Genomic DNA, 24,239 nt, shown 5'->3' with positions numbered 1-24,239 from the left:
ATACAATCCGAATTATTGCATTTTGAATTTAACCAAGCAAAGTATGCTAGTTAATCTAATTTTTTCAAGGTGCTATTAACAACAGGACATCAAAATTATGCAGCAAGGCGGTATGAATGAAGAGGGAAAAAAATACTTAGACTATGAAGACAATAATCCAGCACTGTCTAAAATCATAGAACGGAACATTCGTACTATCATCCGTCTTCGGCTTCAGGCTGCTAACAAAAGAAACTTGCAAGACCGAATTGCGGATACGATTACCTCCTTTTCAGGACATATAGTTTTTGTTTATGTACATATAGTCTGGTTTGGAGCTTGGATTATTTTAAATACGGGAAGAATTGGCGTGCATCCGTTCGATCCATTTCCCTACGGACTATTGACAATGGTGGTATCGCTGGAAGCAATTTTTCTGTCAACATTTGTGTTAATTAGTCAAAACCGCCTCAGTGAAGAAAGTGAGTATCGCGCCAACTTAAATTTACAAATTGCATTATTGACAGAGCATGAAGTCACACGAGTATTGCAAATGCTTGATGCTATTCAAGACAAAATGGGGATTAATAATGATGAAGACAGTGAGCTTGCTGACTTAGAAATGGAAACGAAGCCCGAAGATGTATTAACTGAAATTGAGCGACTTCAGCAGCTAGCACTTAAGAGAAAAAAGCCGAACAAACGTAACCACAGATAATATCGTATTCGGTTAAAGACTTGTAATTTCACCCTGTGCTGGATTCTACTTCACTTTATCGCCTTTTTTTAATTCTTCAGCCACGAGTTTTTCTCTGGGCTATTTTATACCTGCTTATTATCTTAGGTGTCTAGAAAAATTAATCAGCCGAACGATAGAAAAATGGTTATGGGGAGCTAACTTTTTTGGTAAAGCGATCGCTTACTAAGTTTCTGTCGGTTCAGCTAATTTCATTCTTACTTCACCAATCTGTCAGCCCAGCCACTAAAACCGGGAGCAGTGGGGTTTTGTGGTGGCTGAAGAGAAGGTATGACGTGCTGAATAACGGAAATACTAAAAAGCTGTCCACATCATTTTATTTCTTTTTTGTCAACTAACTAATAGGAGATTTACAATCTGGCTAATTGGAATAGAATTTACCTTGAAATCAGTAATTTACTCTGGACAGAGAGTAAATTAAGTAACTCCTTAACGGCTACTTAACCTACCTCTTCTGATTTTCTGTGCCACCAGATGTACAGAAATTTTTCAATAATCACATACTAGCCCTATGTAAAAAAGATGAATACCATACAAGAATATCTCTATCGAAAACAGGAAAGATTAATTCAAAGCGATCTTTTTCAAAATTTAAAAACCTGTGAATATGATTTAGACGATTTTGCCAGACTTGCACACAATATTAGTTTTTGGGTAATGTCTTTTCAGGATTTATTAAGAATAAATTTATTACAAATTTCTGACAAGAAATATTATACATTGATTCAACAACATCTTCTGGAGGATATGGGACACGAAAAGTGGTTTTTAGATGACCTCCAAGAAATGAATGTTGAACAACCCAACTTACAAGTTCTATACAGCAAACCTTATACTGCTGTGCGTGATGCCACATTTTTTCTGATGTCAGAGGTATTTCGCACTACTTCTGATTACGAAAGAATTATTCTAATCCTGACTTTAGAATCTGCTGGTCATATTTTCTTTGAATGTATTGCAGATTTTTTAGAAAAAAATAACTGGAAACCAAATCTTAAATATTTCTCCAAATACCATCTTAGTGCTGAGAAAAATCATGATATTTTTGAGAACGAAATACAACTATATTTGAATACGATACAACTCAATTATCAACAAGAGATTCACCTCTTTAAAATGATAGACCGTATATATGAAGCTTTCAGCCTGATGTTTAACGGACTATCTATCGCGTTATCTTCTTCAAGAAAAGTTGAATTTGCTCTTTAATTTATATGGATCGGAATTTTCGTGAATTGGTCTAATATCATGCTCGTCATAAGCTGTTCCACATTTAAATTGCATAATTAGGGCGGGCAAGATGCCCACCCCACAAGAGTTATAAAAATTTTAGATATGCAAACTAGATGTGGTTTAGCTTACCAATTATTTATGAAGCTACATAGAATTCGATCCCCCCTAGCCCACGCCAGTCGCTCATGGGGGAAACCCCCAAGACCGCGCTGGCTCCCCTTATTAAGGGTGGAACCGGAAAAACATCTATCAAAGTCCCCCAATTTATCGGGGGATTTAGGGGGATCGAGATATTTGCAACTTCACATTAAATTGGTATCAAATTACTATATGTCATTGCGAAGGTTGCACTCGCAATGACAATTGTTTAACCTGACATAATTATAAGCTCGACTTTATCCTATTCCACAACGACAGTGTAATGTATAAATGTTAACTGCCACTTCTGGATGTTGATAAATTTAACTGATGATGAGGTGTTAAGTTTTACCGCCGACTGCGAAAACCCTGCTTCCCATTAATTTGGTCAAAAAGGATATCGTATTTATCAAAAAATGCAATTCCAGTATTGACAAATATAGGCAGTTCTGACTGTGGCGAGATATTCAGATTCCAGCGATTAAATCCATCACGGGTTCCTGGTTTCAAACTGTAATCAAAAATGCCATTAATTCCTACTTTCACAGCATTTGCTGAACCTAATACTCCTGGTTTGAGTTTTCCTGCTGTAGAAGCTGACTTGAATTCAGTCAAACCATTAATAGTGCCGGTATCAGCGATCGCTGTGGCATTACAATTATTTTTAGCAGAACTCCCAGCAATAGTTAAACAAACTTTGCTCAGTCGAGAGTCCCATCTATTACCGAGTACACCATTAATTTCAGGTTGTTGACTCCAAGAAGCCATTTTGAAACCTGCTTGATTTTCAGCAGTTAAACCGAGAATTAGGCTGCCATTGTTATTACTACCACCATTTCCAACCACTATAAATCCGTTACTCAGATTGCCTGGTAATTTTCTCAACGGGTTATAGGGAAGTGATTTTTCAAAATAGTTAACACCAATAATACCAGAAAATGGCACACCGTTATTTGCGGAACATTTTGGTTTTTGAGCAGTACATTGGCGACTAGTAACAATCTGTACGGGAACAGGTTCTGCGGCGGGAAGCAAACCAAATCGGATATTAGTATAAACTAATTCCCCTTCTAGGATAGTACCATCACTTAATACCTCCTTGATATTTTGACCTGTACTTTGGATCGGAGCATTACCCAAAAACTCTTTGGGAACTCGCAGCCCTGCTGACCCTGTATCTAATAAGACCCGTTTTGGTTGACCACCTGCGATCGCTACTTCTAAAAAATAGCCGCGAACACGTTGACCAAGAGAAGGTTTTGGATACAAAGGTAAGCTGATGGTGTTAAAAGTTGGCTTGCGGGGTGTATTTTGAGAGATATCGCGCGACGCTGAATTGGGAAAAAGAGCCGCAAATGCTGACTGGCGTTGCGTTGCTGGTTCTGGCGCGATATCCCAAAGGCTTTCGTAGTAGAAAAAGCCGATACCTAAACCGCGTTGTTGCACTGCTTCTACCTGGGATTGGATTCGTGCTATGGAAACTGGGCGATTTCGTAACCCTGCCATAATACCGATACCAGTTGGAATGATTTGTTGAGTTTCTAAAATTTCTGGGCGGGTAATTTGAGCAATAAAACTTGCTAAATCATCACGGTATACCTGCATAACCAACTCATCAACAATACCCAACCTTACCCAGTTCAGCCAGTCTTGTAGTTGCAGCTTGTAAGCAAAATCATAGTAATTGGGAGAAACTGAGAAGATAGCATTCGGTTTTCGGGCTTTCACAGTTTGGTAGAGGTCTACCATGAATGCAGTAATTTTATCTGCCCGCCATTTTTTCCATGCTTGGGCTTGGGGATTGGGTGGAGGAGGATTGCCAGTTTCTTGAGTATATAGACCAATCGTGTATTTATCATAACCAAACTCCACGGGTAAACTCGTATGATCGTCAAATTGCACCCCATCAGCATCGTATTGAGTAATAACTTCCATAACGAGTTCCCTGATAAACTTTTGCACTTCGGGGTGGAAGGGATTTAACCACGCTACTTCACCCGCAGCACTAATTGAAGTTTGAGTTCCATCCCCCTTTTGTGTCAGCCAATCTGGATGCTGGGATGCAAGTTCCGAAGTCAGAGGAACCATGAAACCAAATTCAAACCAGGGTATCGCTAGTAGACCTTCTCTGCGGGCTTGGCTGATAATATCTGCAATCACATCTTGCCCATCTGTTCCCTTGAAGAAGAAGGGAATACCCATTTTTTGCATGATGGCACTGGGGTATTGTGTGTAACCATCATTCCAGACTACGGGATACACAGTATTAAAGTTTAACTGCCGTAGTTTGCTCATGGCTGCAAGCACCTGTGAGCGATTTCTGAAAACGCTAAAGTCGTTACCACTCAACCACACCCCCCGAATTTCCTGACGAGGTTGAGCGGGTAGTTGGGCAATGGCAGGGGCAAAGCTGTTGAGCAGCAATACCGCAACAAATGATATCAGACATAATAATGGCAGCAGACGCTTCCTTAAAAGCCACCAACTTCGAGCGATCAAAGGAAATGAGTTGTTTGGAGTCGCATTAATTTCTCTGCTTTTTTCCCAAAACTGAGTTGTCATTACTTCTGCTTACTAAATGAGGTTAATTGGTTATATTTGATTCCATATAAATGTTAAATTGTTACACCAGAAAAACTGATGCAGTAATTTAGCTGCAAGATAGCTGACGCAGTTATAAGGTTAGTAGTGCCAAATAGCAATGTTTCAAATGTAAGCTGTAGTTAGGCTATCTGAGACAATGCTAGATATTGTGATGAAATTTATTACAAGGTCAACTAAAAAGCTTTCGATTGCTGCCATAGAATGAGTTTCAATTCAGTGCAGTTACAAGCCCCATCGCTAATTTCTCCTTCATGGACAGCTAGCCAATCATAAATCTGTGTAGCTTTTGCTAATGCCACTTTTTCTGAACGATAAAGCTGAGGAGTAGGGCAGTAGGCTTGGCCATTGATGTGTATAGCTACAATCTGCCAATAATCGCTCTCTGGTACAACTTCTAAAAACCCGTTACTGTAAGACTCGATTATTCCTGTATTCATCTATACCATCAAACTTTCATAACGTTGGGCACAACAAAGCCGATACCAGCCAATTCTTGCGAGTCCAAGCTGGAATCACCAGGGAATGGAGTACAACCCCTACTAATAATTGTGGGTTTATAGTCAATGAAAATCTGAATTATTGGTCACGTTTTAGCTAGTTGTCTTAAAGAGCGAAGACAAACCACTAGATAGATGAAGAGTGGGGGAACTGATGATAGGTTGAGATGAGTAAAAACTCCTATCAACCCCATTGTGAAAAAGTAGCTATTATGATCGTTGTTCATCATCTCAACAACTCGCGATCGCAGCGTGTGCTATGGCTGCTTGAAGAATTAGGTATCGAATACGAAATTAAGTTCTACGAACGCGATGAAAAGACGATGCTAGCACCGCCATCGCTGCGCGAAGTCCATCCCCTCGGCAAGTCACCAGTAATTACAGATGGAGAAGAGACTGTTGCTGAATCGGGCGCTATCATCGAATACATAGTGGATCGCTACGGTAATAGTCGGCTAATTCCACCATCTGATACGCCAGAGCATCTGCGCTACACCTATTGGCTGCATTACGCCGAAGGGTCTGCAATGCCACCTCTGGTAATGAACCTCATCTTCAACCGTTTTGAGATAGCAAACAGCAGCGTAAAAGACGCATTTATCGCGCCCCAAATCAAGCTTCACTTTGACTACATAGAAGGTGAACTTCATAAGACTACCTGGTTTGTAGGCGAAGAATTCACTGCTGCCGATATTCAGATGAGTTTTCCTCTGGAAATAGTCGCTATGGAAGCTGAACTCATATCAAGCCGACCCAAGATTAAGCAATTTATCGAACGCATCCATGCACGACCTGCTTACGAACGCGCCCTTGAACGCGGAGGCAGATACGACTTCGCTAATAGCATTCAATAATTCTTGTACCCCGACAATAGCGCTTTTCGATTGCACAGAAGCGATCGTTTCTGCGCTTCTGTTGAGGTAATGAGTGATTTTTAAGATAAAACTGGAATTAAGCTAATTAAATGTCTACGGCAAGTTATGACGCGCTCGTGTCGCGTATCTAAAGCACTCGCCCTCCTGAAAATCAAGCTTTCAGGCAGTGTCGCAGTGTCTCACAGAGAGGAACATTTGGAAAACAGCGATCGCTGCTCTCATTCAAGCATTCGTGTTCTGCGTCTGGTAAAGAATGGAGCAATGGTGGAGGCGATCGCCATCAAGTCCTAGCCAGAAGAATTAAAGAACTAACGCACTGTGTATAACCATTTCAAGATTCCACCAGTGGGATACTAAGAAATCGCAGTCGAAATAGAATAACGACGGATATCTGGTGGCACAGCTATTAATCCTTCTAGCTTGGCTATTGATGCTTGCAGATGGGGTGACGCTAAATGATTATCCAATGCTGCCGCAGATTCCCACTCTTCTACAAAAGTAAAATCTGTTGGATCTGATTGATTTTGTAAAAGTTCATATTTTATCGCACCCGCTTCAAGTTTTGTTGGTTCAATCAGTCCCAATAATAAAGTTTTGAGTTGTTCTACTTTATCTGGTAAAGCTACAAAACGAGCTACAACATGAATTGTTTGGTTGGTCATTATATCTTAGTCATTAAGCTATTAGTCCATAGTCAATACTCTCACACCATGCACTACGGCGAAGCTATATCCCTAGCTTCCTGTGGTAGAGGGATGTAGCCTTAGCTAAATATAAGCGCGGAATGCGGTTGGATGGATGATATTGTGTAAAGCAGAACCGAAAACTCGCAACGCTCATCCAAATAATTACCGAAAATAATTTAAACGTGAGGAGTTAATTTATCATGTCACATCTGCTAAAAACCTTCCGAAAGCAATTATTACGGAGTATCATCTTTGCAATACTCATAACTTTGATTAGTAGTTTAATATTTCCTACTGCTACTTGGGCTGCCTCTTCTAGCTTAGGAGTTGATAATGGTCATCTTAGTTCTTGTCCGCCTTCAGATAACTGTGTTGTGAGTCAAAACGCAGATTCCAAACATACTATCAACCCGATTACTTATCATCTAGACCGCAATGCAGCTAGAGAAATCTTACTAAAAGTTATTAGTGTTGTACCACGCACAGAAATTGTAGAACAGACTCCTAATTACATTCATGCTCTTTCTAAAAGCCGCATCTTCCAATTTGTTGATGACGTAGAGTTTTATTTACCTCCCAACGAGTCAGTAATTCATTTGCGCTCTGCATCTCGCGTAGGAGAGTCGGATCTTGGTGTCAACCGCAGGCGTATGGAACAAATTCGTTTGGCTCTCTTAGATTTAAATATTTGATTTTGCTAGCCGCCAGGAGTGCCAAGATTAGGGATGCGATCGCAACTAACTTAAATTTGGCTGAACTTACCAGAGGAAAGCTCATCAGACACTTGTTTGAGTTCTGGTTCAACTACTGTCAAATGTTGCTCCAAAATTGCCAAATTACGAATATTGGACTTATAGAAAGCATCAAATAAATCACCGAGAAAAGGCACAGTACCAACGACTGTTTCCAAACCAACATTAAAGATCATTTTGGCTAAGTCTTCACGTGGGATGCCAAAGCGGGTAGCTAAAAATATGATGTAAGCTGAAAATGCTGTACTGATTAAATCGCCAGCACCCGGAACTAAACCAATAATTGGGTCTATTCCAATGCGAAAACCTGTTAGAGGGATACGTATCGATGTATCCATCAAGCGGCTAAGTTTGCGGATGCGATTTAGAGTAGCAAGGCGTTTGGCAGCGTCCATAATTTACGATATTTACACTACTTTCAGCTTCCACCATTTTTAGTTCTTTGTCTTGTACCGTTAGAAAGAAAAAGTATGAAAAAAATGATGACGACTGCCCATAAAGCAGATATAGGATTACTATTTGATTTTGAACGAAATTAGGTATTGTAGAGGAGCCAGTGCGTTGCGGAGGTTCCCTCCGTTGTAGCAACTGGCGTTGTGCTAGAACGGAGTTCGTAACGCACTGTTATCAAGGGTTTGATGCCGTACTCTCCGTGCTAACACGAATCATCTATCAGGTTTGGTTTTGACTATTAATTTTTAGAAGTTGAGAAGTTCAATTCTTTTTGAATGCTTTCGGCATCATTATACAGATTTGTCACTTTAGGATCATTGCTGGGACAGCTAATATCTGGAGATTTTTGTCTTTGATACTTGATTTCAGTCGATGTCCCGAACGAAACAGATTTCGCACATGAGATCCTTGGTAATTTTGACAGTGGTTGAGCTACTGAAATATCATTGAAAAATTTAGTGGCTGTGTTCACTTTAATTTCACCTGCACCTTTCCGGTTGCAAACAGTGTAAGTTGCCTTCCCTGACGGAAATACGCGAATTCTATAGCCGCAAGCATTGGTAGAACCACTATTAATAATAACTCCTGGCTTTTGAGGAGTTGGAGCGTTTGCAAGTGTTTTTAGACAAAAAATACATAAAGGGGTAGCTAGCAACACTGAAGCCAAACTAATTTTATAGAAGTTAAAAATTTTCATTGTTACCTCACATTGATTTTTTAGTTATTTAGTCAAGTATTAACTGTTGAAAAATACTTGATGACAAAAAGCTATGTAATGGTACTCCTTTGGTTAATACTCGATTAAGAAAAATTAGGTTTATAAGTAGCATAGTTATTAGACAGAAACTATGCTGAATATTTAAAACTATAATTTACTGTTCACTTTTTAGATATGTTATTATTGTGTCAATATTGTGTCAAAATAACAAAATATTTTCATCTGGTATCCCGATTGAAGATATTCTCTGTCAATGAAGATATCGAAGCTTTTGGGGCGACCAATGGGGACATATTTGGTGATTTGAGCTTCAGCTAGTTGTTCAGTAGAGAGGTCAGTTATTTAGAAGTTGACGTTGAGAGGTGATTGTTCACTTATGCTAAGTAGATCAATTACTTGCTTTTTACGTATTAAGAGTGTTGGGGTGAGGGGGCTAGCACTGCAATCGTTAAAGTATGCCGACACATATAATACTCATAATCAATTCCTGTGGTTAGGGATTGATTATGGCGATCGCTCATACGGAACTGCGATCGCTTCTCTACTAGATAAACCCACCATTGCTTCTATAGTTCAAACTTAGGCTGCATAAGCTTTATGCAATTGTGGTATGAGTGATGGTGTCAATCTCCTCTCGCGAGAAAAGTCGGATGATATCTCTGATACTGCGATCGCCTTTTTAGCTTCATCATTCCACCTCAGAACTCAGAACGCCAAGTTTTCTTCTCAACCTGTCGAGTTAAGAAGCTGATAAATCTAAACCTTGCCGAAAACAGATTAGTATTTCATTCAATGCAGCCATGTCAATTAAAAACGCATCATGTCCGTGGGTTGACTTTAGCCACGCCAGTTGAGCATTAGGAATTAAATTTGCTAGTTCTTGTTGTTCTACTGGAGGATAAAGGATGTCAGAATCAATAGCAACAACTATAGTCGGTTGCTGGATGCTTCGCAGAACAGATTCATAATCTGATAAATTAGGACTTGGGCGATCGCGTGCAACATCGTGACGATCCATTGCGTGGGTGAGAGTGATGTAAGTGTTGGCATCAAATCGTTCTGTCAGCTTTTGACCCTGATGCTGTAAGTAACTCGCGATAGCAAACTCCCCAGATACATCATACTGCCGCCCAAAGCGGATTGCAAAACTATCCCAAGAACGGTAAGTAGACATCGCCATCATCCTCGCCACAGCTAGTCCTTGGTTTGGGGGTGCATCCAGCGTGTAGTTTCCTCCTTGCCAATTTGGATCGGCATAAATTGCCTGTCTTTGGGCTTCACTTAATCCAATACACCAAGGCGAATGTCTGCCAGAAACAGCAATGGGTGCAATACCTTTCACCTTTTCTGGATATAATAACGCCCACTCCAGTGCTTGCATCCCACCGAGTGAACCGCCAATTATAAACCGCAGAGATTGAACGCCCAGATATTCTAGTAGTGCAGCTTGCAGGTGAACCATATCTCGGATTGTAATCTTAGGGAAGGATACTCCATAAGGCTTTCCCGTTGTTGGGTTGATAGTAGTTGGCCCAGTTGTACCGTAACAACTTCCCAATATGTTGCTGCACACAATAAAATCGCGTTCTGGATTGAAGGCTTTCCCTGAACCAAACAAAGGTTTCCACCAATCATCAGCGTCACCCGTACCAGTTAAGGCATGACAAATTACTACCCCATTATCACCTTGAGCATTTAACTGTCCCCAGGTGCGATAAGCAACTTGAACCCCAATTAATACTTCGCCGCATTCAAGTTTAAATGGCACTGTAAGCTGGTAAAACTGGGTTTGCGCTGAGATAAAGTTTGGGTAGATCATATCTGGGAGTGGGGGGATGAGGAAGCAGAGGAAGAATAACTATTATCCAATGCCCATATAACTAACTCCTAACTTGCCGAAATGCCTGCTCAAAATCCTCTTTAATATCATCGATATGTTCAATTCCCACTGATACCCGCACCAAATCGGATGTCACACCTGCCGAAAGCTGTTCATCATCACTTAGTTGTTGATGGGTTGTGGAAGCGGGATGAATGACGAGGGTTTTAGCATCACCAACATTTGCTAAATGACTCGCCAACTTTAGACGATTAATAAAGGCTTTACCTGTCACCAATCCACCTTTAATGCCAAAGTTTAAAACTCCCCCAAAGCCATGCCGGAGATATTTTTTCGCTCGTTCATGATAGGGGTGATTGGGAAGTCCCGGATAATTAACCCATAATACTTGCTCTTGCTGCTCTAACCACCTAGCCAATTCTAGGGCATTGCTCACATGCCGATCTACGCGCAAAGAGAGAGTCTCTAATCCTTGCAGTAAAAGAAAGGCGTTAAATGGACTCAAACACGGGCCAAAATCCCGTAACCCCTCGACTCTGGCGCGGATAATAAAAGCAATGTTGCCAAAGGAACCACCAGTCCCAAACACTTCTTGGAAATTCAAATCGTGATAACCGGGGGAAGGCTCAGTAAATAGGGGGAATTTGCCGTTACCCCAGTCAAATTTACCCGAATCGACTATTACGCCACCGATGGAAGTACCATGCCCACCAATCCATTTAGTTGCAGATTCTACTACAATGTCTGCACCATATTCAATTGGTCGAGCTAGATACCCACCAGCACCGAAGGTATTATCCACAATTAAAGGGATGCCGTTTTCGTGGGCAATGTCAGCTAAAGCGGCAAAGTCGGGAATGTTGAATTGAGGATTACCAATGGTTTCAACGTATAGTGCTTTGGTGCGATCGTCGATCGCCTGACGGAAACTTTCTGGACGATCTCCCTCAACAAACTTGACGTTAATACCTAAACGTGGTAAGGATACTTTAAACTGGTTATATGTTCCCCCATACAAAAAACTAGTGGAAACGATATTATCTCCAGCCTGAGCGATCGTACTGATTGCCAAAAATTGCGCCGCCTGACCACTAGCAGTTGCTAATGCTGCTACACCCCCTTCTAGAGCAGCAATCCGCTTTTCAAATACATCCGTCGTCGGGTTCATGATTCGGGTGTAAATATTACCAAATTCCTGGAGAGCAAATAACCGCGCTCCGTGTTCGGTGTCGTCAAAAACGTAGGAAGTCGTTTGGTAAATAGGTACTGCACGAGCATTAGTTCCGGGGGCCGGCTCTTGTCCAGCATGAACTTGCAGGGTTTCAAAACGATATTGTTCAGACATCAGCAGTTATTTGAGTTTCCAATTATACAAACTGTTGAAGAAGGCAGGAGGCAGAGGGCAGAAGGCAGAAGGTTCAATTTAGAAAGGGATTCAACACCGTACTTAATTGAGTCCACAAAACAAGAAAATTTGGTGGGGGTCTTAAACCCAAGTTCGCTTCTCTGCGAGACGCTGCGCGAACGGTCACTCTCTGTCGACACGAGTCAGAATTCCCTTCTGCCAACTGAGCCTCCTGCCCTCTGCCTTTCCTGATAATAATACTATTTGAGCCTTGGTTTGAATTAATCAACGGTAATACTTAGGGTTGACCGTATTATAATCTAAAGTATTCTTCACACAAATAATTTTATCTGTTCAAAATACCACAGTCTTGCTGGTATTCATGTACTATTTAATGCTGAATAATTGCTGTAATACTTGGAAAACTCAAGACGGAAATTGAAAAATTGCATAAATTTTCAATTTGCCTCAGTTAAGTACTAGAAAATTTCAATCACTCTGTAATGTGTCTGGATTTAACGGACTTTTTATCACTCAATTCGCTCACCTTTTTGGGTGAGTCATATATCAACCGATCGGATGACCTGACTGAAGGAAGCTGAGATTAATAATAAAGAGGACTCTATTACTAAAGAAGACCGATCGCATATTACCTAAGAATAAGCTTATGAAACTCACTAATTTAATAAATTCTGCACTTATTTTTGCTTCTATTACTCTTGTACCTGGAATCGCTGTAGCTCAAGTAGCTACTAACAATAGTAGTGAAACAATCGCTATTAACTCTAACAATTTACCTAGTAACTCTACTTATGTTAATTACTTTCAGCCGTTCAATCTAGTTACTTTTGCTTATCAAGGAGGTCTAAAGCAGCACGGTATTCCTAGTGGAGAAACACTAGTATTTGAAACTCAGAACAGAAATATTATAGCAAAAGATTTGGTGAAGGCTGCTGTTAACGCAGATAAATTGCCATCACAACTTTTAAACGACCAAAATTATCTCAGTGCTGTTAATTTACAACTCAACGCATTACCCGATTATGCAGCTGCTGATTGATTGGTTTTTCTTATATTTTTTTAAAAAGCGAAATTGATTAGTATACTATATTTGTGCGCTTGTTACCAATATAAATAAAAGCCTTTTATACACAGCGAACACTGTGTATAAAAGAAAGTTTAATATTGAAGAACGATTTCTAGATTTTGACAGAACTTGTGCCTATAAGTTCTGTTATTCTGTGCTGTAAGTACAGAAAATTGTATAATCAACAGCCTATCAAGCAAAAATTTCGTTTTCTATAGAGAATGACACAAGTAATTGGAACAGGGAGCCTAAATAACATCGAGTCCATTGAGTTTGAAAAGCGGTGCTTGCACAAAGCCAGAGAAATAGGCGATCGCAACGGGGAAGTCATTTGTTTAGCAAGTTTGGGCAATGCTTATCATTCAATTGGGGAATACCACCTAGCAATTGAGTTTTATCAGCAGTGGTTGGATATAGCTAGAGAAATAGGCGATCGCACTGGGGAAGCCAAGTCTTTGTCTGGGTTGGGCAACGCACACCAATCACTGGGAAAATACCAGCGAGGGATCGAATTTTATCACCAGTGGTTGAGGATCACCAGGAAAATAGGCGATCGCACTGGGGAAGGTATTTGTTTGGGAAGTTTGGGCAATACTTATGAATACCTGGGCAAATACGATCGGGCTATTGAGTTTTATCAGCAATGGTTGAGTATAACGAAGAAAATAGGCGATTGGACTGGGGAATGCATTTGCCTGGGAAGTTTGGGAAATACTTATGAATCATTGGGGCAGTACCAACTGGCAATTGAGTTTTACCAGCAATGGTTAGAACTAGCAAGATTAATTAGCGATCGCAATGGCGAAGGCATGGCCTTAAGTGGGTTGGGTAATGCTTATAAAGCTCTAGGAAAGTATCAAAGATCGGTTGAATTTCATCAGTATTCATTAGAAATCAGAAGGAATCTTGATGACCAAAATGCAGAAGCAAACGCCTGGTTTAATTTAGGTTTGGTGTTAGAAAAAATTAATCGAAAATCAGAAGCGATGCAAGCCTTTTGCAATGCCCGCGAAATTTATCACGCAATGGGACTTGATGCAAATCTGCAAGATTGTAACCATGCGATTGAGCTTCTTTCTCAAAATATTTCAACTCTAACATCTCACTTCTGGTTTGGGAGATGGTTTAGTCATTTGTCGCAGTTGCTCAAAAATGGTTATAACTAGTAAGATATCTCATCACTGACTTAGATAGTGTGAGGATGTTTTAAAAGCATTAGGTAATTTCTAATCGTCAAAATAGATTAGAAAACCCACTTTTAAAATATCCTCTGAATATCTCAAGAGGATGGGTACTTATTGAATACTGCAACCGAGTTATTGCGATCGAAGGTAAACACAGTAAACGGATCTTTTTGATTTCCTATCTCCATCCCAGGAGTGCCTACAGGCATTTGGGGGACAGATAAACCAGCAACATTTGGCTTTTCTTGAAGCAGACGTTTAATATCGTTTGCTGGGACGTGTCCTTCGATGACATATCCATTAACAATTGCTGTGTGGCAAGATGATAAGTTATCCGGCACGTTGTACTTTTGTTTAACTTTTTCAATGTCAGGCGTGGGAAAATCTGTAATTTGAAAACCTTGTGTCTTTAAGTGGTCAATCCACCCGCCACAACAGTTACAATCGGGACTGTGATAGACAGTGGCATTTAGCGCTATTGGTTTTGATGGTATCTGTTTATCCTGGATGTGCTTAGTGGTACTTACTAGTTGAGCATTACTCATAGAAGCAGTGCTTCCCAAGATCCCCAACACTCCTGTTGTGAGGCAAATTGTTAGCACTGCACGGCTCAAGATGGGAAGTAACAATTTTTGCCAGCAATAAATAAACTGTTTGTGCAACATCTAAGGCTTCCTAAATCCGATAAAGCAAAAGCTATTCCTTATTAGTCATCATAACTGCAAACATCTGTAGACGCGTAGGGCTTGTCGCCAGACATCGCTCTTTGACCTTTTTTAATTAAAATTGGTATAAGTGTTTAGACTACCAAACTCGTGAATCTTGGAGTCGTAGTCGTCGTGTTGTTTCTAAAGTTGAGTATGAAGCGAAGGGAACTAATATTCGTTTTGTTGTTACTTCAATGACTACCAAGAAAGTACCTCCTGCTCAACTCTACACGCAAAAATACTGTAAACGAGGTGAGATGGAAAATCGCTTTAAGGAGTAATAACTTGAACTTTTTAGCGATAGAACCAGTACGCACACATTTGCAGGAAATCAATTACGTTTGTGGTTCTCTTCTATAGCTTACGTTTTGATGAATGCATTTCGACATCAATGTTTAGCTAAAACGGAATTACAAAATGCTTAAGTCGGAACTATTCGTACCAGTCAGCAGCAATCTTAAATACACATATAACAGATAGTGAATTATTTGTTAAGAAAGCGAAAATATTTTCCAAGTCCTGGCAAATCAATCTAGAATAGAAATAAGAGTTCGCAGTTAGCCCATTCGCCTCTATTCAATGGCTTAGATATGTGGACATAAGTAATAAAACAGCATTTGGGAACAAAACGATCCCCATTTACGTCGCATAAATGTCTTGCCTCTGGTTTTAGTGACGCACATTAAGCAGGATACAAGTTATGAGGAGCAATTGCGCTCGCGCAGACTCCCATCATAATAAGTACTTTTATCTTCGGAATACGCTTATAGACAGGTTCAAAAACAGTCAGAAACAAACTCAGTAAATCACCGTCATTACACATATCACACACAAAGGAAAACCCTCTTATGACTCGCCTACATCAATGGAAATCTGGAACTGTTGCACTTATGGCAATCGCCGTTACCACAAGCGTCATTAGCCCTCTATTCAGCTTTGCTCCTGCGAATGCACAATACAACAGAACTAGTCAATATGGAAACGTTACCATCCCTTCTGGGGTAAATTTTCCTGTCACCTACGATAAAGAGACAATTACTATTGCTCCTGGGGAAAGTAAATCTATAACCTTGAGAATAGCCAATGACATTATCGACAAAAATAGAAATGTCTTAATTCCTGCTGGTACTAAAGTAAATGGACGGCTAGAATCTGTTGACTTAGATAATTATTCAAGAAATACAGATGATAACCAAGGAAAAGGCGTGCGGTTTGTCGCTCAGGAATTAGAATTTTCTAATGGTCAGCGCCAGTCGATTAATGCAAGTTCTCGGACATATACCACAACTCAAAGAGTTTCACAGGGGCCTAGCACTAGTCAAGTTTTAACTGACGCAGCTATTGGTGGAGGTGCTGGTCTTTTAGGTTCACTAATTACTGGTAACAACAGAATTGACGACTTAAAACCTGTTCTTGGTGCAGCTGCGGGTGCGGGTGCGAGTGTCCTGTTGCGGAAAAAAGAAGTAAATGCATTTGTCATCAGACCCGCACAAGATTTAAGGCTCACACTGAATTCTAATTTGAATTTAGTACTACAATCCCGCTACTAGATTTAACTCTATTCAAGTCGTGAGTTTAATCATCCCTGATATGCGATCGCCACTTTAAATATAGTGTGCGATCGCATTCATTTTTAGACCTAAAAAAAATTATTTAACAGCAACTACTATACCTCTATATCGTCTTAATCAGTATCGATACTTATTGAATTAAGCTATCAAAACAGCTAATAAAATCGGCTTTATTTTATTCTCTATCTAAAAGAGTATTCAAAATTACGTAATATCCTGATACTTTTTGTTAAGTAGTAGTGATAAAGGAGCCTTTTCTTGTGGCGATTCAAGGTTTTAGTTTAAGCACATATCTTGCAATTCCCGTGGTGTTAAGTCTTTTGGCTCAGGGAGAAAAGATAAAAGCATCTTTAGTTGAAAACGTCCGTCAGATATCCACTAACAAGGAAATGAGCCTATCTAGCCGCGAGCTAATTAGTGCGAATTCAACACCGAAAACATACTACGTTAGTGGTACTGGAAACGACAAGAATAGCGGACTTTCTACTTCATCCGCATTTAAAACAATTCAAAAGGCAGCAGACCTTACCAACCCTGGTGATACAGTATTGATTATGAACGGGGTATACACAAATATACCCAATACTGGAAGTGTAGTAAGTATTAAACGTTCTGGAACTGCAAATGCATGGATTAGGTATAAAGCATATCCTGGACATTTCCCAAAAATTCAGCACAATACATGGAACGGGATTGTAATTTCAAATGGAGCTTCATATATCGAGATCAATGGGTTGGAGGTTGTCGGGAACAATGCCAACATAACCCTTGATTATGCGATGAGTCAGAAGACTAACAAACTAAACCCACTGACGAATGGAAACTGCATCAACATTGACGGACGAACCAGCGGTCATGTTCATCACATCCGTATTCTGAACAATAAAGTTCATGACTGTGGAGGAGCAGGGATTTCAGCGATTCAATCAGACTATGTGACAGTAGATAATAATGTGGTGTTCAATAATGCCTGGTATGGTGTTTATGCTTCTAGTGGTATTTCAATGTTGAATAGTTGGAATTTTGACAAAAACCAGGGATACAAGATATTTATTACCAACAACAAAACTTACAACAATCGCATGTATATTCCTTGGATTGCAGTCGGAAAGATCACAGATGGTAATGGCATTATTCTCGATACTTTTAGAAACGATCGGAGTAACTCGAAATTGGCTGCATATACAGGACGGACTTTAGTTAAAAACAATCTTACATTTAATAATGGTGGCTCAGGTATTCATGCATTTTCAAGCGATCGTGTTGATATTGTAAATAACACGGCTGTTTTAAATAATCAAAGTCCAGAAATTAAAGGTGGGCAAATATTTGCTTATTCATCATCTGATGTCAAAATTCTAAATAACATTTTGTATGCTTTCCCCGGCAAAGATGTTAATAATAACACGAAAAATCAAAACGTTATTTACGATTATAATATCTATCTCAATACTTCTAAGATAAGTGTTAAAGGGCCTCACGATATTGTTGCAGACTCAGAGTTTTTGAGTAAGCATCCCACTCTTGAAAAAATATCTGATAATTGGAAATCGCAGCTAGATAAACAAAATCCGCCAAAGCGGACTTATGTAGAGTCTAAGTCGGCAGGTTTTGTATGTGACTTGGTGACTTATAGCCTGCAAGGGAAACCCATCCAAGTGGGATGCTCTCCGCTATCTTTAGCTCAAACTGCTTTTTCTGATGTTTCATCTAACTATTGGGCGGCACAATTTATTCAACAATTGTCACAACGAGGTGTAATTGCCGGATTTCCTGATGGTAGCTTCCGCCCTGAAGAATCGGTCACACGCGCTCAATTTGCCGCTATGATCGACAAAGCTTTCCCAAAATCACAGCAACGACAGGCGATCAATTTTGCTGACGTTCCCAGCAACTACTGGGCATCCAGTGCCATTCAGCAAGCCTATACCATTGGTTTCTTATCTGGATATCCCGGTAATCGCTTTCAGCCTAACCAAGCTATTCCCCGCCAGCAGGTTTTAGTTTCCCTCGCTAACGGTCTGAAATTTACTTCTGGTGGTAATACCGAAAGCACTCTGAAATATTTCAACGATGCCTCTAACATCGCTAGCTACGCCCGTAGCCCGATCGCAGCTGCAACTGAAAAGCAAATCGTTGTAAATTATCCTAATGTAAAGTCTCTGAATCCAAGTGCAACGGCTACTCGCGCCCAGGTAGCAGCTTTTATCTACCAAGCATTGGTTAGTTCTAGCCAAGCGCCAGCAATTAACTCGCCCTATGTAGTGTCTAAACCTTAGCAATTAACTGCCTGATGTCGTGGCTGCTACTAGGTTTAACTGGATTCACGTCGTAACTTTAATCATCCCTGATATGCGATCGCCACTTTAACTATAGTGTGCGATCGCATTCATTTTTTATCCTAAAAATTAATTTGCCAGCAACTATTATACCTTTATATCGTCTTAATCAGTATCAATCTTTCTTGGAATACTGCTTTAATTAGGCTGACAGCTAATAGGGTAATTACACTACTCCTATTGTCTGCTTCATTTGACATAGATTTGGGAAAAATGACTGTATTACTAAAGTAATGGTTTTTACAAAAAACAGAAAAATTTGGGAACCAAAGATATTAGTAATTGTCTAATTAATTAACAGTAAAAAAATAATTACACCTGGAGTTAAAAATTAATGTTTACTTTAAATCGTTTGCAATCTGGAACAGCTGCACTCATGGCTTTGAGCATCACAGTCGGCACTGTAGCGCCTTTGATTACCGCTTCACCATCTTTAGCTCAAACCACTTTTTCTGATGTTTCATCTAACTATTGGGCATCACAATTTATTCAACAATTGTCACAGCGAGGTGTAATTGCCGGATTTCCTGATGGTAGCTTCCGCCCCGAAGAAGCAGTGACACGCGCTCAATTTGCCGCTATGGTCAACAAAGCTTTCCAAAAATCACAGCAGCGATCGCCAATCAATTTCGCTGATGTTCCCAGCAACTATTGGGCATCGAGTGCCATTCAGCAAGCCTATACCATTGGTTTCTTATCTGGATATCCCGGTAATCGTTTTGAGCCTAACCAAGCTATTCCCCGCCAGCAGGTTTTAGTTTCCCTGGCTAATGGTCTGGAATATAGTCCCAGTGGCAATACCGAAAGTACTCTGCAATACTTCAACGATGCCTCTAACATCGCTAGCTATGCCCGTAGCCCGATCGCAGCCGCAACTGAAAAGCAAATTGTTGTGAACTATCCTAATGTGAAGTTCCTGAATCCAACTGCAACCGCCACTCGCGCTCAGGTAGCAGCTTTTATCTACCAAGCATTGGTTAGTTCTAACCAAGCTTCAGCAATTAACTCGCCTTATGTCGTGGCTGTCGGGTCTACTACTCCAACACCTGTATCAGTCACAATTCCTCAAGGGACTGCTATTCCTGTGAAGTATGACAAGGCAGAAAAAATTCTGGTTACAAAGGATGAAACAGCGCCTTTAACATTGACAGTATCCCAAAATGTGGTGACACAAGACGGATCTGTAGTGATTCCGGCTGGTAGTCAAGTTATTGGTCAACTCAAACCTGCTACAGGCGGTTCTCAATTCGTTGCTGAAAAATTGGTTTTGACCAGTGGTCAAGAGTATCAACTTAACGCTACTTCTGAAGTGATTACCAAAACTGAAACCGTGAAGAAGGGTACTAGTATTGGTTCAATTATCAAGAATACTGTATTAGGCGCAGGTGCAGCGACTGCGGTATCTGCTGTAACTGGCGATCGCGCGATCGCCACAGAAGAAGTCTTGGGTGGCGCTGGTATCGGTGCGTTGGTTGGTCTGTTCTTCGGTAAGAATAGTGTTGATTTAGTGGCAATTGACCCAAATACCGATTTACAAATGACAATCAATCAAAACTTGTTGGTTTCACTAAGATAGTCATTGGTCATTGGTCATTAGTCATTAGTCATTAGTCATTAGTATTTACAAAGTACAAAGGACAAATGACTAATTTTGAACTTCCGGCAACCAAATAATAAACGTAGTCCCCGGTGCATTGGGTGAAGTTAATTTAGAGTTGATAGCAGGGCTGAAAACCTCGATTTCGCCCTGCATTTGCTCTATTAATTGTTTAGCGATCGCTAACCCTAAACCTGTGCCAGGGATTTCTGTTTGCGCTTGTACACCCCGATAATGCCGTTCTCCAAGATGTTCTAAATCTTCGGGTGGAATACCAGGCCCGTTGTCACTGATGATAATTCCTTGAAAATTAGCTTTTTCTTGCCCCGCCTGAATCAAAATTTTGCCCCCAGTGGGAGTGTATTTCAAGGCATTATCGATGATGTTAGTTAAAACCTCTCGTAATGCTTTGATGTTGGCGCGTACTAAGGGTGAATTCTGTTGAATTTCAGTTATTATTTTTAGCTTTCGCTCTTGGGCGATCGCTTTAGCTGATATTAATAATGGTTCTAATATATCTGCTAACGAGCAGTCAACGGCTTTATCTCCCGTTCCTGGCAATAATAACGGCGGTTTAGCGGATTTTTGGATAGTTGCTTCCACAAATACTTCATGTTCGGGTAGATGTAGCGGTGCTAAATCTTCCTCTGTCAAGTCAATTACTTGATCGAATTGTTGCAGTAATTCTTGGAGGCGATCGCTTTCCCGCACGATACTATTTGCCACATCCCGGTTGGTGTCTCCCGGTCGGAGTCTCTTCAACAGCAGTTTACCAAAAGTCCGCAACGCTGTTAATGGGTTACGAAACTGATGCAATAGATTATCCAGCAAATCCCTCTGTTTTTCTTGGAGAATTTGTTGTTCGCGCAATTGATCCTCAAACCATGCCCGCCGTTGATCTAAGATACAAGCGATCGCTAATGTTTGGGCTATTCGTTGAATCTGACTTTCTTCATGTTCATTCCATGCCCGATCTTGCCTACCCGTCACCAGTAACCCCATCATCACACCCTCATAGACCAGAGGTAAAACAATTTGGTTGCCACTAAAGAGGTATTCCTCTTTTAGATGGGGTTGAGATGCCTCAGACTCCTGTGATGAGGTTGGAGATTCCGATCCTGCTGTCAATAACCTTCTGCGATCGTTGGGTAATATAAACACATTTCCAACTTGAAGTTGCTTGTGTACTTTTGTCTCAGCACTCTCTTCTCCTGGCGGTAATAATGCTGTTTCCGGGTAAATTACCACTGGAATCAGTTTGGCCTCACCAGAAGGAGTCTCTACCAATTCTTGTGTCAGGTACACAATACTTAAAGTTGCTCCCAGCCCTTGGGTTAGCAGCGCTATTTGCTCTCGACACAGAGCAATAAAATCGGAACTGGCAGACATTAACATTTTTTAGCTCTTGCTCAAGATTACAGATTTTGAGGCATGATGATAAGAGAGGATACTTAATTTTTACCTCACTCATTTGATAAAGCTTAACTAAAATCTTCTCAGTGATGGTTTCTTTGTACCAAGGGATTATATCCTTAGGTAATTTTGTTTTCTCTATTTTCAAAGATGTTAACTTTCTTGCATTAAAAGGTTAAAAACTATTGATATTTTGAACTAGAACTTATATAATGACGACGGATTTTGTAGCTAACACTACAATCTATAGCTTGAAAGAGGAGGACAATAGATTGGCAAGGAGACGCAAAAGGAAAAGTCGCCGTCGTCAAGAAGGACGGCGGATTCTGGAGCACGTGCCTCAATATAGCATCGAGAGTGGCGAAGAAAAACCTGTGACCGCAGCGAGAAGATTCATTCAAGCTGAAGGGATTTTGCCACCGGCGTTGCTACTCGTAAAGCGAAATGAACACACTACAGATCGTTATTTCTGGGCAGAAAAGGGACTGTTTGGTGCTCAATACGTAGAGGAAAACCATTTCTTGTTTCCTAGCTTGAGGGTATTAGAACCTTCGCCAAGTCAAGAAACTCTTGCCTTAGCTAGTCGGTAAAGCATAGACAACCATCTGACGGATTGGATGTGGCTCCTGACTATCATTAACTAGCAAAATTGCTAAGTTTATGCAAAATTTAATTTTTTTTTAGTTTGGAGCTGATTTGCTTTTTAAGGCTAATCTAGGTAATTGGAAAATCAACTAGTCTCAAACCAAGCAAGATTGCATGGGTTGATACTAATGTCATGATACAGAAGGGAGTGGGTATAGAGCCAAGCGCCTCCAAAAGCGCTAGTGAAGTTGCGCTCTAATGCCGTAAATTGTTAACCAAGCTCTGTCAACGAATTTAAGTTAATGAATTTAAATTTTTCCCCACAACTTATGTCGTGGGGAAAATTGACAAAGTAGAAGTCTTGATTTCCTCCTTCCTACTTTTCATTATCTAAAGATTAGATCGGGTCAGAAGTCTGCATATCACATTTAAAAAAAACAACAATTATCCATCAGCCTTAAGCTGTAGTGTCCTCTGTAACTCGCTGAGTTCATCTCGATGGGCAACTACAGTTATCTTGCTTGAGGAGGTTTGTTCGCTCTTAGTTGTTTCTACTTTGAGTGATACCTTCTCAAGTCTTCCAGATTTTTTCCAATAAAATAGACCACTTAAAGGTGACAGCAGTACCAGAGCCAGAACAAGGGTACTGAGGTTAGGAAAAAGCAGGTATACGACTAGCGATAGACAAACAATCCCAGTCGCTGCCAGCATGGTTAAAAATATAGCTAAGAACCAACTGGGGCGAACATTACCTTCAAAAGTCACTTTATTTTGTTCTCGGTCTAGCGCTGCCACTCGGTAAGACCGGGAGCGAAAATACTCTTTTAATTGAGACATTAAAGCAGCTTCATCTTGCTCGGATACCAGTTGCACTGTTTGTATGCGGTCTTTAGTCGAGGCACGAATAAAGAAAAACAGCCCAACCGATAACAACAAGGTTAGCAGGAACGTAGATGGCAGAATAGCAGTATCCATAACTTATTGTTAGTGTTCGACTGGAGGAGACCTATCCATTATCAATTATTCGTTACTTTGTCCTCCTGTTGATGTAGTTAAGCCATTGAAAAGCTAAATCCTGCGCTTGAACTTGCCATTCTGGAGAAACTTGGTACATCCGTCTGGGCCGTCCTCGTCCTTCCAGTTTCTTCCAATATCCAGTGATTGCCTTTTCGTCTTCCAGAAATTTGATTGCACTATAAAGTACGGTATCCGAAAGCCGATAGGTTGGATATTCAGTTTCTAATTGCTCAATCAACTCGGTTCCGTAGGATTCACCTTGTAACAAAACAGACAGTATGTAACAAACTGCTACTTCCTGACAAAGGTAAGTTGGCGGAGGACTCTCAAAGAATTGATATATATCCTCTAGTTTCATGGTTAGTGAATGGCTAAAAAAATGCCTTAGGGTGAGGTCTACAATCCTTGTAGTCAGTATACAGTGCTACTGCTAAGTGAGTAACCTATATAATGCTACTTAGACTAGATATCCATTGCGTAAACACAAAATGATTACCCACATCTGTGAAGTTGTGGGACGAGTTTGCGAGTTTTAGGGATACAGGAAATTTCCCCTTACCCAAGCTCGATAGAGTGTGGTGAGGAGTGAACAGAGAGTGGCAAAGTTACTTAGTTTGGTCAGATTACGGCAAGTGCCAAGCCCCCACCTAAAGGCGTGGGTTTTCTGACTGTCTTGGTGTTAAGTGATGCCGAGCTAGTTAGAACTGCTTAAGCAATAAAATGCCATCGAAGAAATTTTACAGGTAAAATGCAATTTTGTCTGTAAAACTTAATAAACACTTTGTTTTACAGTGATTTTCCCCATGCAAATCCGAAAAACTTAAGCTAAGGGATATGTCGGGTTTAAAGCTGCTACGGTCGC

22 protein-coding genes and 2 pseudogenes are annotated in these 24,239 nt (G+C 40.4%); 13 read left to right on the top strand and 11 right to left on the bottom strand.

Translation table 11 applies throughout. The annotated features are described in order from the left end of the window. Positions 1-97: 97 nt before the first annotated feature. Together CDG77_RS08760 and CDG77_RS08755 are read left to right on the top strand one after the other, a co-directional pair. Complete coding sequence (locus tag CDG77_RS08760) at positions 98-697, top strand: DUF1003 domain-containing protein (protein ID WP_094329010.1); 600 nt, start codon at positions 98-100, stop codon at positions 695-697. Positions 698-1,258: 561 nt separating this feature from the next. Continuing rightward, the gene (locus tag CDG77_RS08755) at positions 1,259-1,945 is read left to right on the top strand and encodes a hypothetical protein (RefSeq protein ID WP_094329009.1); all 687 of its coding nucleotides are present in this window, start codon (positions 1,259-1,261) and stop codon (positions 1,943-1,945) included. 510 nt (positions 1,946-2,455) lie between these two features. On the opposite strand, the gene CDG77_RS08750 is transcribed toward CDG77_RS08755, so the two are convergent. Together CDG77_RS08750 and CDG77_RS08745 are read right to left on the bottom strand one after the other, a co-directional pair. Then, the gene (locus tag CDG77_RS08750; RefSeq protein WP_094329008.1) at positions 2,456-4,669 is read right to left on the bottom strand and encodes a glycoside hydrolase family 10 protein; all 2,214 of its coding nucleotides are present in this window, start codon (positions 4,667-4,669) and stop codon (positions 2,456-2,458) included. A 215-nt stretch (positions 4,670-4,884) separates the two neighbouring features. Continuing rightward, entirely contained in the window at positions 4,885-5,148 is a 264-nt protein-coding gene (locus tag CDG77_RS08745; protein ID WP_094329007.1) for a hypothetical protein, read from the bottom strand. Positions 5,149-5,375: 227 nt separating this feature from the next. Between CDG77_RS08745 and CDG77_RS08740 the strand changes: the two genes are divergently transcribed. After that, on the top strand, positions 5,376-6,062 hold the full coding sequence (locus tag CDG77_RS08740) for a glutathione S-transferase family protein (RefSeq protein ID WP_223269744.1): 687 nt from the start codon (positions 5,376-5,378) through the stop codon (positions 6,060-6,062). Between the two features lie 374 nt (positions 6,063-6,436). Here the strand turns inward: CDG77_RS08740 and CDG77_RS08735 are convergent, their stop codons facing one another. Next, positions 6,437-6,745: a putative quinol monooxygenase gene (locus CDG77_RS08735; protein ID WP_094329006.1), complete on the bottom strand. Its 309-nt coding sequence runs from the start codon at positions 6,743-6,745 to the stop codon at positions 6,437-6,439. Positions 6,746-6,969: 224 nt separating this feature from the next. On the opposite strand from CDG77_RS08735, the gene CDG77_RS08730 reads away from it, so the two are divergent. Further along, entirely contained in the window at positions 6,970-7,461 is a 492-nt protein-coding gene (locus tag CDG77_RS08730) for a DUF1499 domain-containing protein (RefSeq protein ID WP_094329005.1), read from the top strand. A gap of 50 nt (positions 7,462-7,511) precedes the next feature. On the opposite strand, the gene CDG77_RS08725 is transcribed toward CDG77_RS08730, so the two are convergent. Both CDG77_RS08725 and CDG77_RS08720 read right to left on the bottom strand, forming a co-directional pair. Then, the gene (locus CDG77_RS08725; RefSeq protein WP_094329004.1) at positions 7,512-7,916 is read right to left on the bottom strand and encodes a DUF4112 domain-containing protein; all 405 of its coding nucleotides are present in this window, start codon (positions 7,914-7,916) and stop codon (positions 7,512-7,514) included. A 296-nt stretch (positions 7,917-8,212) separates the two neighbouring features. Then, positions 8,213-8,671, bottom strand: a complete 459-nt coding sequence (locus CDG77_RS08720; RefSeq protein ID WP_094329003.1) for a hypothetical protein — start codon at positions 8,669-8,671, stop codon at positions 8,213-8,215. Positions 8,672-9,068: 397 nt separating this feature from the next. On the opposite strand from CDG77_RS08720, the gene CDG77_RS35280 reads away from it, so the two are divergent. Continuing rightward, positions 9,069-9,275 carry a hypothetical protein gene (locus CDG77_RS35280; RefSeq protein ID WP_143856982.1) on the top strand — a complete coding sequence of 69 codons (207 nt, stop codon included), beginning with the start codon at positions 9,069-9,071 and terminating at the stop codon, positions 9,273-9,275. 27 nt (positions 9,276-9,302) lie between these two features. Then, complete coding sequence (locus tag CDG77_RS36345; RefSeq protein WP_190233932.1) at positions 9,303-9,443, top strand: hypothetical protein; 141 nt, start codon at positions 9,303-9,305, stop codon at positions 9,441-9,443. Here CDG77_RS36345 and metX read toward each other — a convergent pair. Continuing rightward, on the bottom strand, positions 9,432-10,511 hold the full coding sequence (gene metX, locus CDG77_RS08715; protein ID WP_094329002.1) for a homoserine O-acetyltransferase MetX: 1,080 nt from the start codon (positions 10,509-10,511) through the stop codon (positions 9,432-9,434). The two genes, CDG77_RS36345 and metX, sit on opposite strands and share 12 nt — an antisense overlap. 61 nt (positions 10,512-10,572) lie before the next feature. After that, positions 10,573-11,877 (bottom strand): O-acetylhomoserine aminocarboxypropyltransferase/cysteine synthase family protein, encoded by a 1,305-nt coding sequence (locus CDG77_RS08710; RefSeq protein ID WP_094329001.1) that lies wholly within the window; start codon positions 11,875-11,877, stop codon positions 10,573-10,575. A 667-nt stretch (positions 11,878-12,544) separates the two neighbouring features. Between CDG77_RS08710 and CDG77_RS08705 the strand changes: the two genes are divergently transcribed. Together CDG77_RS08705 and CDG77_RS08700 are read left to right on the top strand one after the other, a co-directional pair. Continuing rightward, entirely contained in the window at positions 12,545-12,937 is a 393-nt protein-coding gene (locus CDG77_RS08705) for a hypothetical protein (RefSeq protein WP_094329000.1), read from the top strand. A gap of 248 nt (positions 12,938-13,185) precedes the next feature. Further along, positions 13,186-14,130 carry a tetratricopeptide repeat protein gene (locus CDG77_RS08700; protein ID WP_094328999.1) on the top strand — a complete coding sequence of 315 codons (945 nt, stop codon included), beginning with the start codon at positions 13,186-13,188 and terminating at the stop codon, positions 14,128-14,130. Between the two features lie 113 nt (positions 14,131-14,243). Here CDG77_RS08700 and CDG77_RS08695 read toward each other — a convergent pair whose 3' ends face one another. Beyond that, positions 14,244-14,813, bottom strand: coding sequence for a DUF411 domain-containing protein (locus CDG77_RS08695; RefSeq protein WP_094328998.1), 570 nt, complete (start codon positions 14,811-14,813; stop codon positions 14,244-14,246). Positions 14,814-14,935: 122 nt separating this feature from the next. Here CDG77_RS08695 and CDG77_RS08690 point away from each other — a divergent pair. The 4 genes and pseudogenes from CDG77_RS08690 to CDG77_RS08675 form a co-directional block, all read left to right on the top strand. Then, a pseudogene (locus tag CDG77_RS08690) lies at positions 14,936-15,277 on the top strand (transposase); the annotation flags it as partial. 426 nt (positions 15,278-15,703) lie between these two features. Further along, complete coding sequence (locus CDG77_RS08685; RefSeq protein ID WP_094328997.1) at positions 15,704-16,405, top strand: conjugal transfer protein TrbI; 702 nt, start codon at positions 15,704-15,706, stop codon at positions 16,403-16,405. 1,643 nt (positions 16,406-18,048) lie between these two features. After that, positions 18,049-18,696: pseudogene (locus CDG77_RS36340) on the top strand (S-layer homology domain-containing protein); the annotation flags it as partial. Between the two features lie 403 nt (positions 18,697-19,099). Then, the gene (locus tag CDG77_RS08675) at positions 19,100-20,341 is read left to right on the top strand and encodes an S-layer homology domain-containing protein (protein ID WP_094328996.1); all 1,242 of its coding nucleotides are present in this window, start codon (positions 19,100-19,102) and stop codon (positions 20,339-20,341) included. A gap of 69 nt (positions 20,342-20,410) precedes the next feature. On the opposite strand, the gene CDG77_RS08670 is transcribed toward CDG77_RS08675, so the two are convergent. Beyond that, a complete protein-coding gene (locus tag CDG77_RS08670; protein ID WP_094328995.1) occupies positions 20,411-21,757 on the bottom strand; it encodes a GAF domain-containing sensor histidine kinase in 1,347 nt (448 codons plus the stop codon). Positions 21,758-22,047: 290 nt separating this feature from the next. Between CDG77_RS08670 and CDG77_RS08665 the strand changes: the two genes are divergently transcribed. Continuing rightward, a complete protein-coding gene (locus tag CDG77_RS08665; protein ID WP_094329017.1) occupies positions 22,048-22,365 on the top strand; it encodes a DUF3155 domain-containing protein in 318 nt (105 codons plus the stop codon). 439 nt (positions 22,366-22,804) lie between these two features. Here the strand turns inward: CDG77_RS08665 and CDG77_RS08660 are convergent, their stop codons facing one another. Both CDG77_RS08660 and CDG77_RS08655 read right to left on the bottom strand, forming a co-directional pair. After that, positions 22,805-23,335, bottom strand: a complete 531-nt coding sequence (locus CDG77_RS08660) for a cofactor assembly of complex C subunit B (protein ID WP_094328994.1) — start codon at positions 23,333-23,335, stop codon at positions 22,805-22,807. Between the two features lie 52 nt (positions 23,336-23,387). Then, entirely contained in the window at positions 23,388-23,735 is a 348-nt protein-coding gene (locus tag CDG77_RS08655; protein ID WP_094328993.1) for a PadR family transcriptional regulator, read from the bottom strand. Positions 23,736-24,239: the final 504 nt, after the last annotated feature.

Origin of the sequence: Nostoc sp. 'Peltigera membranacea cyanobiont' 213, from assembly GCF_002245975.1 — a bacterium.
GTDB lineage: Bacteria > Cyanobacteriota > Cyanobacteriia > Cyanobacteriales > Nostocaceae > Nostoc.
Note: the sequence above shows the minus strand (reverse complement) of the source record. Positions and strands in the feature narration are given on the sequence as shown.